Raw genomic sequence first — 16,506 nt, 5'->3', positions numbered from 1 at the left:
AAGAAGGATCCCTTCTGGATAGTCATTTGGTTTAACCTCTCTACACCAAACAGGGATAAAATATGAAAGTCTGGTCTTTTGTTCTAACTTTGTTGGTTTTTCTGGCTATAAGTGCTTATTTAATTCCGGGCTATGCCCAACGTCCTCCCATAGAAGAGAAGGTAGAGAAAAATCTTGTAAAAAAGAATCTGGTTCCCCGGGTAGGGTATGCTGCTCATTTCGATATATCCCCACCGATTCGCCATCTCAAACCGATTTTGCCTAAACCCGGGACCGGGGGGAAAAACAAGGTCCGTGAGATTCCGATCTATCGATTGCCCCTGGTTGAAAACAGGTTGGCCCCATCCGGGGATCCGGTAGTTCAACGTGAATTGTTTCTTAATCTCATGCCGGCTCCCCTACAGAGCTTTGAAGGAATCAGTAATGCAGATAATCTGGCAGTTATAGGACTTGGAAGTCTTCCGCCCGATACCAACGGAGATGTAGGTCCCAGGCATTATGTTCAGGCTGTTAACACACTCATCGAAGTTTTTGATAAACAAACAGGACTCTCTTTATTCGGTCCTTTTCCGATTAGTTTATTGTTTGCCGGTTTTGGAGGGGTCTGTGAGACGGTAGATCAAGGAGATCCCATTGTTCTCTATGATCCCCTGGCCGATCGGTGGTTGATCAGTCAATTCGCTTTTCTTCTTACACCCGGTGCCATTGATGTACCACCCTACCATGAGTGTATTGCAATTTCTCAAACCAATGATCCAACGGGAGCTTACTTTCGATATGATTTTATTATGCCCAATAACAAGTTTAACGATTATCCCAAATTAGGAGTATGGCCGGATGGTTATTACATGACTGTTAATCAGTTCGATCCCTTTTTTGGTCCCTATGCCAGTATAGGGGTGTTTGCTTTAGATCGGACCAAAATGCTGGCAGGGGACCCGGATGCCGGCTTTATTTATTTTGATTTGAACTCTTTAGATCCTTCCTTACTTGGTATGCTTCCTGCCGATCTGGATGGTTCCCCTCCACCGGCCGGTACGCCCAACTATTTCGTTGTCGGTGTAGCCGATGAAGCAGGAGCCCCCGGGGATGCTTTGAGGATCTTTGAGTTTCATGCTGATTTTCTCAATCCCGCCGGATCTACCTTTATCGAAAGGCCTGAAAGCCCTCTTATCACGGCTCCTTTTGATCCTGTTTTTCTGTGTACGTCTTCGGCAAATCCCCGAGATCTTTGTATTCCCCAACCCGGGACAAACGCAAAATTATCGGTTATCTCGGACCGGTTGATGTTCCGCTTACAGTATCGAAATTTTGGTACCCATGAATCGCTGGTGGTTAATCATACTGTAGATGTAGATAAAAACCATGCTGGAGTTCGTTATTATGAGATACGTCGTAACCTCCCCGGTGGATCTTTTTTCATCCAGGAACAGGCCAGCTTTGCCCCTGATACCAACCATCGTTGGATGGGAAGTGCGGCCATGGATAAGGATGGGAACCTCGCCGTCGGATATAGCGTTTCCAGTACGACAACTTTTCCTTCCATCCGATACGCAGGTCGACTCGCCACCGATCCACCCAACGGATTGTTTCGAGGTGAAGCGGTGCTTATGACAGGAAATGGTTCACAAAAGGATTTTTCTGGCCGTTGGGGGGATTACTCAATGCTGGCCGTTGATCCCCTAGACGATTGCACCTTCTGGTATACCAATGAATACTACCCAACCACCAGCAAAACAGGCTGGCATACCCGTATAGGTACTTTCCGATTTCCTTCGTGTACCCCACCCCCCCAGGGTACCTTGCAAGGAGTAGTTACCGATACTATTTCAAGTGGCCCCCTTGCAGGAGCCCGTATTATGGCCGATGATGGAACCCATACCTTTGAAACCACCACGGATGAAACCGGAAATTACTCCCGACTTCTACCACCAGGGACTTATACCCTGATCGCTTCGGCACCAGGCTATCAGACTTCAACCCCGAGTACTGTCACGATCCCTGACGGTAACCTGCTAACCCAAAACTTCAACTTGAGCCCGATTCCCATATCAAATCCTCTTTTGATCTGGGGGATCTTCGGAGATATCCCGGTACCTCAAGATTACGATGGGGATCAAAAAGCGGATATTGCCGTGTGGAGACCCCGGGAAGGAAACTGGTATGTTTTAGGAAGTACCGGTTTTCTTACCATTCAGCCCTGGGGGATATTGGGAGATCGACCCGTACCCGGGGATTATGATGGGGATGGAAAGGCAGACTTTGCCGTATTCCGACCCTCCGAAGCCATCTGGTATATCTTAAGTTCTCAGGGTGCGACTCAAATCTTCCAATTTGGAGATGCTTTAGATGTTCCTGTTCCTAGAGACTATGACGGAAACGGAATCCTGGATCTGGCCACCTTCAACCCTACGCCCTTTTCGAGACCATCTCTGGGTAAATGGACCATCCAGTCCCCAGATACTAAAAATCCCATAAGTATTCAATGGGGTCGGTCGGGGGATACGCCGGTACCGGCGGACTATGACGGAGATGGGAAGATCGATATAGCAGTCTGGCGACCCGATGAGGGAAACTGGTATATTCTTCTTTCTACCGGTGGCTTCTTAATCACCCGGCATGGCCAGCCGGGAGATATTCCCGTACCCGCCGATTACGATGGAGATAAAAAGGCAGATATAGCAGTCTGGCGACCCGGGGAGGCAAACTGGTATATCCTTTTCTCCGGCGGCGGTTCCCAGGTAATTCCAGGGGGTCAACCGGGAGATATTCCTGTACCCGCCGACTATGATGGAAATGGAAGTATAGACCTGGCAACCTGGCGACCTAAGGACGGGGGATGGAATATCCTCTTCCGATAGATAAACCCGGTTTTATCTTTTCCAGATAGCACCTGAACTCCATTAAACGAGTCTCAAAGGAGGTTTGTAAGATTGGAGAGCTATTGAGCCTAAGGTATTCTCCTGAAGTGACATAGTTTTCCAGATCATCTTCTACCTGACAGGATATACAGAAAGAAGAAGATAAAATAGCAGAAAAAACTTGTTAAGAATTTAGGTATGGAATATAATCCGACAAAGGACGATGTGGGAGGTCCTGGCACCGGCGAGCGACCTCAAATCAGAGAGCCTGCTGCCGCATAGAGACCCGGGGAGCCTTCCAACGTCGTGGAGTTATCCAGAAACTATACAATAACTTGGTTTGTGAGGTGCTCTGCTTCGCACTCACAAACCCTGAAGGTACACCCGGCTCGCTCCGCTCGCAGGGGAACTGCCTGTTAGCCCGCTGCTTGAAAAGCCATGACTATGAGGATCGAAGGCGGTCGATATGCCTCTCAAGCCCCCAAAATACGTTGACACGGTACGACGCCTTATCTACCGGCAGTATGCCCCGCTTATTACTCAAGTTGCCGGTTTTGAGGGTAATTACGGCTTTGTGATCTCTCGCTACAAGAAGCTCGAATCCAGTGAGATGAGCTGGTCTTCATCCATACGAGACTACGAGAAGGAACTAGAGAAAGGGAAGGTTTGCGTTTACTGTAGGGCCACTGGCAGTCTGAGCACTGATTATATTATCCCAGTCTCAAGAGCAGGGGTTGCTTCCAGAATTACAGCCCTCCTTGACTCATCTGATAACTGTGTCTGCGCGTGTAAGAAATGCAACTCGAAGTAGTACGGATCTGAACGTCTGGACGATATTCCCAAGCTGGTTCTCTCTAAATTCCTCGAGTTGGCCTATTACATCTATGAGATGCAAGGTACGCTCGACTTGAAAGACCCGAACATGGATGGAGTTCTTGACATTTACTCTAAAGAGTGGTTATCACTCACCTCATCATGAAAATGTCTGAGAAGGCGCAAAGGGGAGAGGTTCTACCTCTTCCGAAAGGACGAGCGGTAGGCTAACCCACGCTGGAGCTGATTCCCGTCCTTGTGCTTTTCACCACTTTGTTCTGCCTGCGAGGGTGGCTGGTTAGTCAGGTTAGTTTTGCCAGCGGGGCGGGTGGGGACGGCTCAGCTATCCATTCATAAAATCGAAATAATAGCAACCCATGTATTTGGAGTAGGAGTAACCGAGTAAGGAGTTCTGGCAAAATTCCCTTTATCTGTCTTACAAGAGGGATATGGATTTTATATATATATAATGTATGAAAAAACTCCACTTACAAAAGATAATCTGAGTGTTAAGATTACCAAAGAAATGATACACAAAAGACGTTACGGTAATAATGAAGGGGGTAAGGATGCGGTAGAGCGCTTATCAGGCATATCTTTCAAAGCGCAGCATCTAGGCAAAAACCAAGAAAAAGGAGGTATCACCTAACAAGCCACTGCAGCCGACTGGCTTCGTCGGTAGCCGAACGGCGAGCTGTTAGCCTGTCTATGAAAGTCGAATAGCAATGAATAAGGTTGTACAAACTAAACAGGATATTTTAGAAGTACTTTCTGAACACCGTACACAGCTTCGGAAGCTCAAGGTAAAGCGGTTGGGGCTTTTCGGTTCTTTTGTGCGCGAGCAGCCGCATGACCAGAGCGATGTAGATTTGTTAGTTGAGTTTGAGCCGGGCCAAAAGACCTTTGACAACTTCATGAATCTCGCCTTCTTATTGGAAGAGTTATTGCATCGCCGGGTAGAGCTTGTGACTCCAGAAGCCCTGAGTCCCTATATTGGTCCCCATATCCTCAAGGAGGTTGAATATGTCACTTTTGGCAATTGAGTACCTTCGACATATCCTTGAGGAGGCCAATTATCTTACAGCCAAGGTACAGGGATTAAGTAAGGTACAGTTTGATCAGGATGAGACGCTTAAGCGGGCCTTTGTACGGAGTTTGGAGATCATTGGGGAAGCGACAAAGAAAGTTCCCCTTGATCTGAAGCAACGTTATCCCCAAGTAGAGTGGAGAGCGATAGCTGGCATGAGGGATCGGCTCATACATGATTATTTTGGCGTGGATTATGATATCGTGTGGGATGTAGTAACCAATAAGATTCCTTTACTTCGCCGAGAAATTGAAGAAATCTTGCAACGGGAGAATCCGTAAAAACAGTCTAACACACGCTGAAGCTGATGGGAAGGGGGCGGTGGGGGAAGGGGTTGAGAACCACGTCCCGTTCCCCCCCTTCTCGTCAACTTAGCCTTTGCCGTTAGACCACCTGACAGGTTTGACAACTAACCAGAGGGAGATAAGAACGGTGATGAGCCACAAGACTGGGACACGTGAAGCGTGACTTGCAGCGCGGCTCGGGGTGGAGAAGAAACTCACGCAACACGGCGGCGACAGGAGTTGCCGTGGGTTCAGATCGATAAGGCGTATCGGTTTGAGACCGACGAGGGAAGCGCCTCTTCGACTCTCTTCCCTCATCTTCGGTAGGAATCGAAGGCTACGACCCTATTGCCCCACCGGAGCTTTCACTCTTTATGCCGGTATATATGTGTGTCATGACTTCCTTAAAATCAGGTATCCAGGGTAGTCTCACAGAACAACTCTTCCACCGAAAGTTTCTTCTTGATCAGGTGCTGTTCTAACATATATTCTATGAAGGTCTCCAACACTTTCCGATTGGCTTTGATCCCGTAGGGCCAGAAATCTTTTCCCAAAATTTGACGGACATCGTTCATATGCATATCTAACCAGGGAACCATATATTTCAGTCCTTCCAGCGTCTGATCCAGATCTTCATAGCAGATATCCCGAGCTTTACAGAAAGCCCGATACAAACTGAAAGCAATCCAGGGGTTTTCTCGATAAAGAGATTCCTTAATGACCACACAGTGCATAATGGGGAAGATACCTGTACGCTTGTAGTACTCGATTTCAAGTTGTCTGGGATTGGCAAAGAGTTGTTTGATATGAGGAGGGCCATTTTTGAATTTCGGTGGAACCCGAGGCATGAATAACGCATCTAATTCTCCTTCAATGAGTAAATCCGCCAGCATCTTGCCGGTTCCCTGGGGAATCAGTTGCCACTTTATATTGGGTGGAAGATCGAGTCCAACTTCGGCCCGTCCCAAGTACCAGTTTATGGTTTCCGGCATGACCCCATAATCATGCTGAAGGATTCCCTTAGTCCAGACCGCTGTGGTCATTTGATATTGAGGAGCTCCTACCTTTTTGCCTCGCAGATCTGCAGGTTCATGAATATTGGCTTTGGTATTGACGAAAATACCGGAATGGGGGAAGAATCGGGCCAGAAATACCGGAATAGCAATGTAAGGAGCCTGTCCTAAAGATCTTAAAAGGACATAGGTTCCCATGGTCATCTCTGAAGCATCGTATTCCTGTCCTCGAACCATTCTCCAGACCGAATCGTCGGGTGCATAAGGCAAGAGATTTAAAGCAATTCCTTCAGGTTCTACTTGCTTGAGCATCAAGGGTTTAACCCGGTCGTAATCCCAACATGCAAGCGTAAGAGGTAGTTTAGACATAGGCTTACTTCCCTTAGAAGGGCCTCCTGTTATTACGAGAAGCGAAATTACGAGGAGTTTGTAAGTCAAAGAGATTATCCTCTCTAGGATTCATCTTTATAACCTTTGACCTCGCTCCCGTTCCTCGTACTAACAGTTTTACGTTATACACTATCAATGGATGTTATTCTAACTCCGAGATTTCTGTGAAGTCTCCAGCAAAACTTTGATCAGATTGCGTGCGGCTTCACTTTCCCAATTACGAGAACCTCGGGCTCCTCCGATAATCATCCCATTGGGATCCACTACATAAGTGGTGGGAATAGAATTCACCGCATAGGTGGAGGTGGTTGCTTGTTTTGGATCTAATAGAATCGGGAAACTCAAATGAAAGGCATCTGCAAAATGCGCTACCACTCCCATTTCCTCTTGATCAATGGAAATAGCCAGGATGACAAAATTTTGATCTTTAAACTCCTGGTAAAGTTTTTCCATGGAGGGCATTTCTTCCCGACAAGGCCCGCACCAGGTTGCCCAAAAGTTTAAAAGAATCCATTTTCCACGAAAATCACTTAATCGAACTTCATCCCCAGAGAGGCTGGGTAAGGCAAAATCCTCGGATTGCAGGTTTCGTTCAAATTTTTGTATGGCCATCTGTCGCATGTATGAGGAAATCTTCTTGGTCAACTGAGAATCCTCTTTTTCCGGGGATGGAGAGCCCTGGGGATGGGAAGTATTTTCCGGCGCCGTCGGAAGTTCTAAGTCTTTTTCAATGGTTTCATTTCCGGTTACCAGAAAAAGGGGAATTCCAATAAAAAGACCAATACCCAAAGCAATTCCCAGGAATATTAACAGACTCAGCATCCATATCTTTTTTTTCATAAAAGGTCTTCTTTCGGCTAGCAAGGTGTCCTTCATACCTACTTTGCGGGATCCCTACTTTAGGGTGTAATACCAATTCTGATTTGATATAAGACCCTCACCGGTCGTTCAGGTGTCGACTTTTTGAGTCTGCCCGGCAAATGTCTTATCCCTACTTTAAAAATATAAAACAGCCTGAAGAAAAAGCTGTCAATGGCTTTATTTGAAAAAAAGCTCAACCCGTGAAAGGATTCCATCCTCCATAAAATGAAGCTGGGCTAAAAGTTTCTCAAGCTTTGCAAAAAGAGGCAGGAGAAAAAACTTCTCGGTTATTTCCTCGGGTTCTACGTAGTTTTCCAGGGAATTATGAATAGAACAATAGACCTGGTTGTTTTCAACGTAGTATCGACCTCCTTCCGGACAAAACGGCGGGTGCTTTACATTTCCAAATTTGAGTAAGTCTTGAATTACTTCGGAATCATCCAACCCTAATTTCGGGCCTCCAGATAATTCCAACAGATTTTGGAGAGTAACCAGATTTTTCTTGCAGGACCACTTCATCTGGTTCCTAACCAGTTGAAGCAAATATCCCTGCAACTGCGGAATTTTATCAAAATTAATTTCTGTCTGGAGGTCAACCTCTGGCATCGATGCCTCCGGAAGATGATCCTTCTGTTGGGAGATCTGAGGAAAATCTATGATCCGTTTGATGGCTTCAGAGGAGGTTGATAATACGAATAATTTTCTGACTATCGCGCCGTAGATATTCAAATAGTCTGTGATCTTAACTTTTTTGATTTCAATCCCTTTATAACTCTCGGTGGATGCCAGGTGAAAAAGCGTTTGCAAATATTCCCAGGCCTTTCCTTCCCGTTCTAAATTCTGGATAAGAAATAGGGGAATTTCTATTTGAGCCCGGGCGAGTTCTTTAAGATCCCTAGGAATCTTTCCGGGGAACTTAAAGTCAAAAACTCCCACCACCAGCTCATTACCAAAAATACTCTCATCCAGATAGGTCCTCAAGATACGGTGAAAATAAGCGTAATTCGACAACCATAAGCCATTGTCCAAAATATTTTTCAACATGGAACTTCGAATAGCCGTAGTTATACCATAATCCGGGGTAATGGTGTTAAAAACAAAAAATTTTGAGGGTCCTCCCACGGCGTCTTTCAAAGAGGTCGATACTCTCCGATCCCTATAACGAAGGATATGGGTGTAGAGAGGATCATTGATCAGGGGAAGTACTACCGTACTCAATTGAAGGGAGTGGTCTTCCAGACTGATTCCGACCCCAACAGGATCTATAAATCGACTGAAGTAACTCTCATATTGGGCCTTGAACTGCTCATACTCTGTACGCTCGGTCTGTGTGATTCTATGGATGGAGAGGGATTCTAAATGAGTTAAAGAGTTCAGGCGACCGTGAATGGAACAGGCAAAGCCATATCCAGTATCAGTCGGTTGATACTCCCCTTGATCCGGACAAAGGGGAAGATAGGGTAAATACCCTCCTGCCATAAGCTTTGAGATGGTCACAGGCTCCGAGTAGTTTTTTTCAATGGAAAAAACAAGGGAAGCAGTTTGAAGATCTTCCAGGGTAAGATGACAGATGTGCCGTCGAAGGTCTTTGATTTTAAAAGCCGGACTCGTCAGTTTTCGGATAAATCCTTCACCCAGAAAGAAAAATCCATCTTTACCCGGTAAGTTTAAGTTGTAAACGTAGAGAAAATCCAAACTCTCTGCCAGTTTTTTATCTTGTCCGTTCTGGATCCGGTCGACGACCTGGGCATCGTTAGAAATAATCAGATACGAGTTCATGGATGTAATGATGGGCTTCTTCTCAAGATCCCCATGGGAAAGGGTTAGAGGAGACGTTCCGATAAGGAGATTCTCGGTAAAAGACCTTTCCGGCAATGTCGGAAGGGGTTCTTGTTTTTCTTCTAACAGAAGTTTCTGAGCAGCCTTTAGAGAATCTTCTCGACTAAATCGAACAATCAGACTTATATCGGTTCCTTCCTGTAAATAAGGATCACCAAACAGAAGGGCTATTTCTTCAACATCATTCCATTCCGGGGTGGTTACCATTTTTTCCGATATTCCCAGTTGGGATTCCAGAAGCTCTTTCATCGGTTCAAGAGGTACAGAAGTCATTAAGTAATTGAGAGCCGGGACCACAAAGGTGTCCCACAGGTTAATAAACTGGTAGAGGGCCCTGAGGTTTTTAAAGCCCAGATAAATTTTATCTTCGGGTACTATTCGGGCGATGGGGGGTATAGGACGGTAAAGGCCCTTTTTTTCCAAGAGGGTTTGATAATCGTAGGACCTTATCAGGACAGGTTGAAGGGTTGTAACTTCTATATCTTGAGGTTCCCGCTGATAAATACGTTGTCGTAAGGCATTCAGTTGGAGTGTTCCTTCAATGGCCCTGGCTGCTGTTACCACGGCCAGATTGTCCTTCAGGAAGGTTCTGTGGAATTGATTCCTCGCCTCAGAAATGGGAAGATCGGGAACAGGAAGTTGGTTTTCGGTAGCATATCTTCGAATCCGAACTTTGAGTAATTCATCCTCGGGATTGATGAGGGACATTTTTACCAACCTGTCGAGTTTAGATTTGGTGTCTGTCGGGTTGGCTCCCCATGCTGAGGAGTAACACAAAAAGCAAAAAACAAAGGGCAAAAGATGGATCCGGGAACTCCATTTTTTCAGGTAAATGCCCAGACCAATCAGAATCATTCCCAGGGTTAACAGGATCAATTTTATCAAAACCTGGCCCGGCTGGACCGTGGCTAAAATATAAATCACCTGAATGAGTAAAAATAGAATACCTATCGAGGCAAAAACCATGTCCTGTCGGATCCAGCCATAGACCAAATAAATGAGTGCCAGGGTAATGGTAGCAAAAATAAAAAAGGTATAAGAAGTCCAATCTACAAAAGAACTCAAACAGACAGGAATGATTGTAGCTAAAGCTCCGAATAATCTGGCCCGAGAAAACTCCCCACAACCCTTTGAATGGGTTAGAGCAAGCATTATAATCCCAAACAGAGAGAGGGTGCAGAGATAATAATCGAAGTTTCGGTCCAGGGAGAAATTGAAATAACGTCCGGCCAGTATATAAGAAATCAGGAGAGAGACAATCGTCAGGGTATAAAGGGGAGGGGTAAAAATTTGGGACATTTCTCCCGATTTTTGGGATAAACCTAGGAGAAGGAATAGCGATAGAATAGCAAGGCCTAAGTAAAACAAAAAATAATACTCCAGATATAAGAGGGGATGCCAGAATCTAATTAAAGTCACCGTAAAAAAGCCTAAAAAAGCCAGGATACTATAAAATCCAAGAAACCTGGACAGAATCATTCTGCCCAGTATTCCGGCACTTATGGCTGTAAATAACATGGATAATAGAATAATTATACTCATAAAGGAGAAATGGCCCAGGTAATAAATGGATATCTGAAGTCCTTTCCACATTTCTCCCAGAAGATCAAAGGAAAAATTCATATTCAAATACTGCCGACTTAATTCATACAGAGAGGTTAACTGATAGACCAGATAGACATAGGAAGCAAAATCCATGGGAAAGGAAAAGACCATAAGCGTTACGGCCAGAAAGAGGAGAGGCAAGGCTTTTAAATTCTTACGGTTTAAAGAAGTTTGGGAATCGGAGAACCCGAGGGTAGGTAAATCCCTGTGAACTGAGAGTCCAGTGTTTGCGAAGGCTTTATAATTCAGCAGCCAGAAAATCACAGCCATTGTCAGGGAGAGGGTCGAGAAGAAGATACCTGTCCAATAGGAGGCTAAATCAAACTGGGTAAGATATTTAGTATAAATCATCCCTACGAAGGGAATACCCAGGAATAAATAGCGGAAATCCAGTTGAATCTGGGTCACTTTATAGAGGACCAAAATCCCACAAATAAACAGGTAGACAGGTAAGTAAGTGTTTTCCATGGATTTAAGAAACGGAAAGCTGATTGCAGAAAAGAGAAGACCTATTAGGGAGGTCATGATCAAAGGGTATTTGAAAAAAGGTTTATTCTGATTTTGTAGATACTCTGCCAGGTAGGCGTAGAGCACTGCCATAAAGGCCGAAACAAGAGTAAACCACTCCAGTCCTTCATTGAGCCGATAGAGGAGAAGGAGTAAGGAAACATAAAACCCCAACGGAACCAGATAGGAAAAAATTACATGGGAAAGTCGAACGGCGGTCAGAAAATATAAAATAGTACAGAGAAAACCCACCAGATGGTGATCCCGGCTTTCAATTTCGAGAATATATACCTGGTAGTACCAAAAGTTTACGGGAAAGAGAATGGCCCCAATCAAAAGGAGTACATTGGCCAGTATTCGATGGTGGGTCCGGATAAAGAGCTTCCACCCGCTTCCGTAAGTTAATACAGTAAACAAAATCAGGCCTCCGAATTGAACATACCGAATGGTCAGAAGCCGGGCAATGAAGTCCTTGAGGAGAAGAATGAAAGCCAGGGCAAAGACGATGCTCCCAAAGTAGGCCACGTATTTCAATCCTTCTCCGGAGAACAGGTGGGAGTAAAATCGGGTTTGCCATTCCCTTTCAGCCGGGCCTCTCTCTTCAGGAGATACCTGGATCAAGGGTTTTTTACCTATCCTGAAAATTTTTCGAAGGAGTGCTGCATACAATAACCATAAAGGGTGTCCGATGATAGCGATAAGGATAGTACCCAGCAGAATCCAGAGACCGATGAAAAGGTAATCCAATGTCGAAAGCAGGAGAGTCGAAGAGTGGAAAAAGTGGAAAAATAGGGGAAAGGGAAGCTGTTTTTCCCTTCCCTATTCTCCTACCTTATGTCAAACGAGGACGTTTGACCTACCCTTTCTCTCCATTCCTTTCAATCGGGACGATTGACCTACCAAAATTCTTCCTACATTCCAACCTCGTTGAGGAGCTTGATCCCCTTATAAAGATAGTCCAGGCCTGAAACGACGGTAACTGCTAAAGTTATCCAGGCCAGTAAGGTAACCAGCTGAGGGATAGGTCGCGCCAGATAATTAAAAAGGAGAATGACAGCAATAATAAGAATCTGGAAAAAGGTGGTGCTTTTACCCAGTAAGGAAGGCGCAATAACCAGTTTTTTACCTAACATAAAAAGGATGGCAATACCCAAAAGTATGATAACGTCTCGACTGATAATAACAATGGTAAGCCAGAAGGGGATTTTATTAGGAAAAGAAAGAACCGTTAAGGTAACGAACGAGGTTCCCAGCAGAAGTTTATCGGCAATAGGATCCAGATAGGCTCCTATCAAAGTTTTTTGCTGGAAAGTGCGAGCAATAAAACCATCCAGGGCATCGGTCAGGCCTGCACAGGCAAAGACAACTAAGGCCAAACCCTGATATTGATAAGATAAGGCAATGATAAAGAACGGGATAAGAAGGATACGCAAAATCGTAAGCAGATTCGGTAAATTCATTCAGTAGGATCTGGAAAAATCGGAAATTATTCCCTTTCTTGCCTTTCTTGTTTAGTTTTACAAGAAATACATAAGGTCGTAACCGGTCTCGCTTTGAGCCTTTCCTCGCCGATTTGTTTCCCACAATTCTCACAAATTCCGAAGGTTCCATTTTCAATCCGTTCCAGGGTCTGGTCAATTTTTCTTATAAGCTTCCGTTCCCGATCTCTCAACCTCAATAAGAATAATCTATCAGACTCCAGGGAGGCAATGTCTGCATAATCGGGTATGTGGTTATTTTCAAGGAGAACCCCTTCATTGAGAGTTTTACTGGCCTCCTGTAAAAGACTTGCCCGTTCTTTAAGAAGCTGTTCTCTAAAGTACTTTAATTTATCCTTATCTAACACGACCCACCTTCCTCCCATCTTGAATCTTCAGAAAATTCCATTTATTTTAAAAGATCTTTGTTAAGAGACCTTATTAATAACTTATTAATAACAAAGATATAATCATCATAAAGTAGGCTTAAAGGGAAGTCAAGAGAAAAACTGAATCCGTAACTGTAACAATTTAGTAGATATCACTTTTTCTGTCTGAACACCCCCCTGGCCCTCCTCCAGGGGGGATTCAGCAGCAGCAACTCTGTGTCAGTCCCCCCTGGAGGGGGGCCAGGGGGTGTTTCTTTTTTCACCTACTAAACGGATTCGGATACCTGAATCCCATATTTTTTCCCTCCTTCTTCGAAGGGAAGTTATTAATTACCCAAGCCCCAGAAAATGCAAAAGTTATCTCCCTCCTCTTCTGAAAAGGAAAAAGCTCCTTGAAATCGAAAATATCGGGTTCTATTATAAAAAAAATTAAGAAAATTTAAAAGAAATTGTTTTTTAGTCAAATCTATATTAATCTTTAATAGTATTTATGTCGGCGGCTGTTGGTTCTATCGACAGGTGTTGAGTTATAAAAAACTTTAAAAAATAGCCCGTGAACCGTTGTTTGTGATGGAAGGCTCTCATTTCTATATTTGTTTTCACCCCTACAGGCCAGGAGCAACGGACGGCGGATAAATGATAATTTTATGATCTCGGATCTCAAAACCCAACTTACCCAGCGGCTAGATCAGGCAGAGGAGGTCTGGCTTCAAACCAATTCCAGGACCCAGGAACTGGAGCAGGATGTTCAATTACGGCAAATTGATTTTGAAGTGTATAAATCCTTTATCAGGGAATATAAGGATAAAATCCGACAGGATCATGAAAGAGGCGTCAGGGGGGAATGGGTCGTTCGAGAATATACGGGTTTACTGGATGCGGTTTTGATCAACCTGTTTAATCGGGCCGTGAAAGAATATCAACGGAAAATGACCCGACTGGGTTCTGAGTGTACTTTGATTGCACTGGGGGGATATGGGCGACGGGAGTTAAATCCGTATTCGGATATTGATATCATGTTTTTGTATCCTTATACCATGACCCCTTTTGTGGAGACGATCACCGAACGGATTCTGTATATGCTCTGGGATTTGGGATTTCAAATTGGAAACAGTTGCCGATCCATCGATCAGGTGATCAAGCTTATGCCCACCGATCATACGATTATAACGGCTATTCTTGATTCTCGTTATCTGGCCGGAACTCGGGAACTCTATGACGAATACTATCGAAAGGCCATGAACCTGATCGGAACCTCCCTGTTGGATACTTATCTTAAAAACAGGCTTCTGGATCGAGAAGCCCGGTTAAAGAAGTATGAAGATTCTCGATGTGTTTTGGAACCCAATGTTAAAGAGGGTCCAGGGGGTTTAAGGGATATCCATGAGATACGATGGGTTTCCCAGGCTAAATTTGGGACTTCGGATCTGGATTATCTCGTCGGAGAACGATATCTGTTGGAGGAAGATCGTCACGAGGTTGTAAATGCCCTGGAATTTTACTGGAAGATACGAAATCATCTCCATTTCTTGGCCGGTAGAAAAGCCGATGTGTTATATGTGGACGTACAGACAGAAGTGGCCCGTTTTCTGGGATACAAGGATACTTCTTCTTCTCTGGCCGTTGAGGAGTTTATGGAGCAATATCATCGTCAATCCCGAAAGATTGCAGATATTACCTCTATCTTTATGCGTAAGGCCTGCAAAAATAAATCCAGGACCCGTCGATTGATCGCTAAACTGAGGACAAGAAGCCTCCATAACGGTTTTGCAGTTTACGATGGTACGATTTTTCCAGACAAAGGGAACAAAAACATTTTTGAAGAAGACCCGGAGAAATTAATGGAGGTATTTGTTATTGCTCAGAAAGTTGGTGCCATTCCCAGCGACCACACCCTCCGTCTCATAAGGTCTAATTTACATTTGGTTGATGACGCCTTTTGTGCTTCAAAACGGGTTAATCAGCTTTTCTTATCTCTCTTTGAATCCGGTAGGGACCTGTATAGAATTCTTCGGGCCATGCAAAGCTCTGGATTTCTGGAAAAGTTCATCCCGGAATTTAAACATATTACCTGTCGGGTTCAATTTGACCTCTACCATCATTATACCGTCGATGAACATACTTTGATCGCTCTACGGAATCTGGAGGAACTCACCGAATCCGAAGATCCTCAATTGAAACCCCTGGTCGAGATTTTCACCCAGATAAAGAAACCGGCTAATCTGAGGCTTGGAATTTTATTTCATGATATCGGTAAGCATGTCAAAGAGAATCATTCCCAGGTCGGTGCCCAGATTGCCAGAAATGTTTTAACCCGGCTCGGAGCTAAGGAAGAGGATATAAAGACCGTTGAGCTTCTGGTTCTCAAACATTTAAGCATGTCCAAGCTGGCAACCCGTCGAGATATCTACGATGAGGAAATTATTACGCGATTTGCCCAGGAGTTGGGTTCTGCAGATAATCTCCGCATGTTATATCTACTGACCTATGCCGACATGAGGGCCGTAGGGCCGAATATCTGGAATAGCTGGAATGCCACTTTACTCCAGGAACTTTACAATTTAACCCGACAAAAGTTTGAAGAAGATTTAACAGAAATCCAAAAGCCCGGTATCCTGGATTCGCTTCGAGAGCAACTCCGTGGTCATTACAATGAAGCCAGGCTTCAATATCACCTGGACACCATGCCCTCCAGCTATTTTTATAGAACCTCTGCCGAGATTATCTTAGAACATCTGCGGTTGATTGATGAACGAGGAGAAAAAATTTTCAAAACCTGGTATGCACAAGATCCAAAAACCGGGTATCTAACCCTGACCGTCTGTACCTCCGACCGACCCGGCCTTTTCGCCGATATTACAGGTTGTCTGGCGGCAAATGGGATTAACATTCTCAAAGCAGAAATTTATACTCGAAAGGATGGCATTGCCCTGGATACCCTATGGATCTCCGATTTCTATCCGGATGAACCCCCCAGCCCCGGTAAACTGAGACGATTTGAAGAGGATTTAACTTCCGTGCTCACCGGTGCACGCCTTACAGAAACCCTCTTTAAAGCAGGGTCCCTGCCCCATCCCAGTAAAAGGCCTCAGGCACTTCAAATTCCTACTGAAATTCGGTTCGATAATAAAGCTTCCAGTACCCATACCATTCTGGAAGTCATTACCGAAGATCGGCTGGGGGTTCTCTATACCATTGCTCGAACCTTAACCGGTCTGGGTTTGGATATTTACCTGGCTAAAATCAACACAGAAGCCAATAAGGTTATTGACGTGTTTTATGTTACAGATATAAAAGGACAGAAACTTACAGATAACGTTCATCTCTATGAAATCCGGACTCAACTGGAAAAAAACCTTACTTAGAAGCCAGGAACCAG

General features: G+C 44.6%; 10 protein-coding genes. 5 read left to right on the top strand and 5 right to left on the bottom strand.

The genetic code is table 11. The features are described from left to right. Positions 1-62: 62 nt before the first annotated feature. The 4 genes from VNM22_14565 to VNM22_14550 all read left to right on the top strand — a co-directional run bounded on the left by VNM22_14565 (position 63) and on the right by VNM22_14550 (position 5,042). Complete coding sequence (locus tag VNM22_14565; GenBank protein HWP48385.1) at positions 63-2,861, top strand: carboxypeptidase regulatory-like domain-containing protein; 2,799 nt, start codon at positions 63-65, stop codon at positions 2,859-2,861. 1,282 nt (positions 2,862-4,143) lie between these two features. Continuing rightward, positions 4,144-4,323 carry a hypothetical protein gene (locus VNM22_14560; protein HWP48384.1) on the top strand — a complete coding sequence of 60 codons (180 nt, stop codon included), beginning with the start codon at positions 4,144-4,146 and terminating at the stop codon, positions 4,321-4,323. A 76-nt stretch (positions 4,324-4,399) separates the two neighbouring features. Then, on the top strand, positions 4,400-4,717 hold the full coding sequence (locus tag VNM22_14555) for a nucleotidyltransferase family protein (protein ID HWP48383.1): 318 nt from the start codon (positions 4,400-4,402) through the stop codon (positions 4,715-4,717). Continuing rightward, positions 4,698-5,042 carry a DUF86 domain-containing protein gene (locus VNM22_14550; protein HWP48382.1) on the top strand — a complete coding sequence of 115 codons (345 nt, stop codon included), beginning with the start codon at positions 4,698-4,700 and terminating at the stop codon, positions 5,040-5,042. Before VNM22_14555 ends, VNM22_14550 begins: the two co-directional genes overlap by 20 nt. 413 nt (positions 5,043-5,455) lie before the next feature. On the opposite strand, the gene VNM22_14545 is transcribed toward VNM22_14550, so the two are convergent. From VNM22_14545 to dksA, 5 genes are all read right to left on the bottom strand, one after another. Continuing rightward, the gene (locus VNM22_14545) at positions 5,456-6,427 is read right to left on the bottom strand and encodes a hypothetical protein (protein HWP48381.1); all 972 of its coding nucleotides are present in this window, start codon (positions 6,425-6,427) and stop codon (positions 5,456-5,458) included. A 168-nt stretch (positions 6,428-6,595) separates the two neighbouring features. Then, on the bottom strand, positions 6,596-7,288 hold the full coding sequence (locus VNM22_14540; GenBank protein ID HWP48380.1) for a TlpA disulfide reductase family protein: 693 nt from the start codon (positions 7,286-7,288) through the stop codon (positions 6,596-6,598). Positions 7,289-7,486: 198 nt separating this feature from the next. Then, positions 7,487-12,007, bottom strand: a complete 4,521-nt coding sequence (locus VNM22_14535; protein ID HWP48379.1) for a hypothetical protein — start codon at positions 12,005-12,007, stop codon at positions 7,487-7,489. 164 nt (positions 12,008-12,171) lie between these two features. Further along, a complete protein-coding gene (pgsA, locus tag VNM22_14530) occupies positions 12,172-12,720 on the bottom strand; it encodes a CDP-diacylglycerol--glycerol-3-phosphate 3-phosphatidyltransferase (GenBank protein ID HWP48378.1) in 549 nt (182 codons plus the stop codon). A 26-nt stretch (positions 12,721-12,746) separates the two neighbouring features. Next, complete coding sequence (gene dksA, locus VNM22_14525; protein ID HWP48377.1) at positions 12,747-13,124, bottom strand: RNA polymerase-binding protein DksA; 378 nt, start codon at positions 13,122-13,124, stop codon at positions 12,747-12,749. A gap of 650 nt (positions 13,125-13,774) precedes the next feature. Here dksA and glnD point away from each other — a divergent pair. Beyond that, on the top strand, positions 13,775-16,492 hold the full coding sequence (gene glnD / locus VNM22_14520; GenBank protein ID HWP48376.1) for a [protein-PII] uridylyltransferase: 2,718 nt from the start codon (positions 13,775-13,777) through the stop codon (positions 16,490-16,492). Positions 16,493-16,506 lie beyond the last annotated feature (14 nt).

It is taken from the genome of Candidatus Limnocylindrales bacterium (assembly GCA_035559535.1).
Lineage (GTDB): Bacteria > Moduliflexota > Moduliflexia > Moduliflexales > JAUQPW01 > JAUQPW01.
Note: the sequence above shows the minus strand (reverse complement) of the source record. Positions and strands in the feature narration are given on the sequence as shown.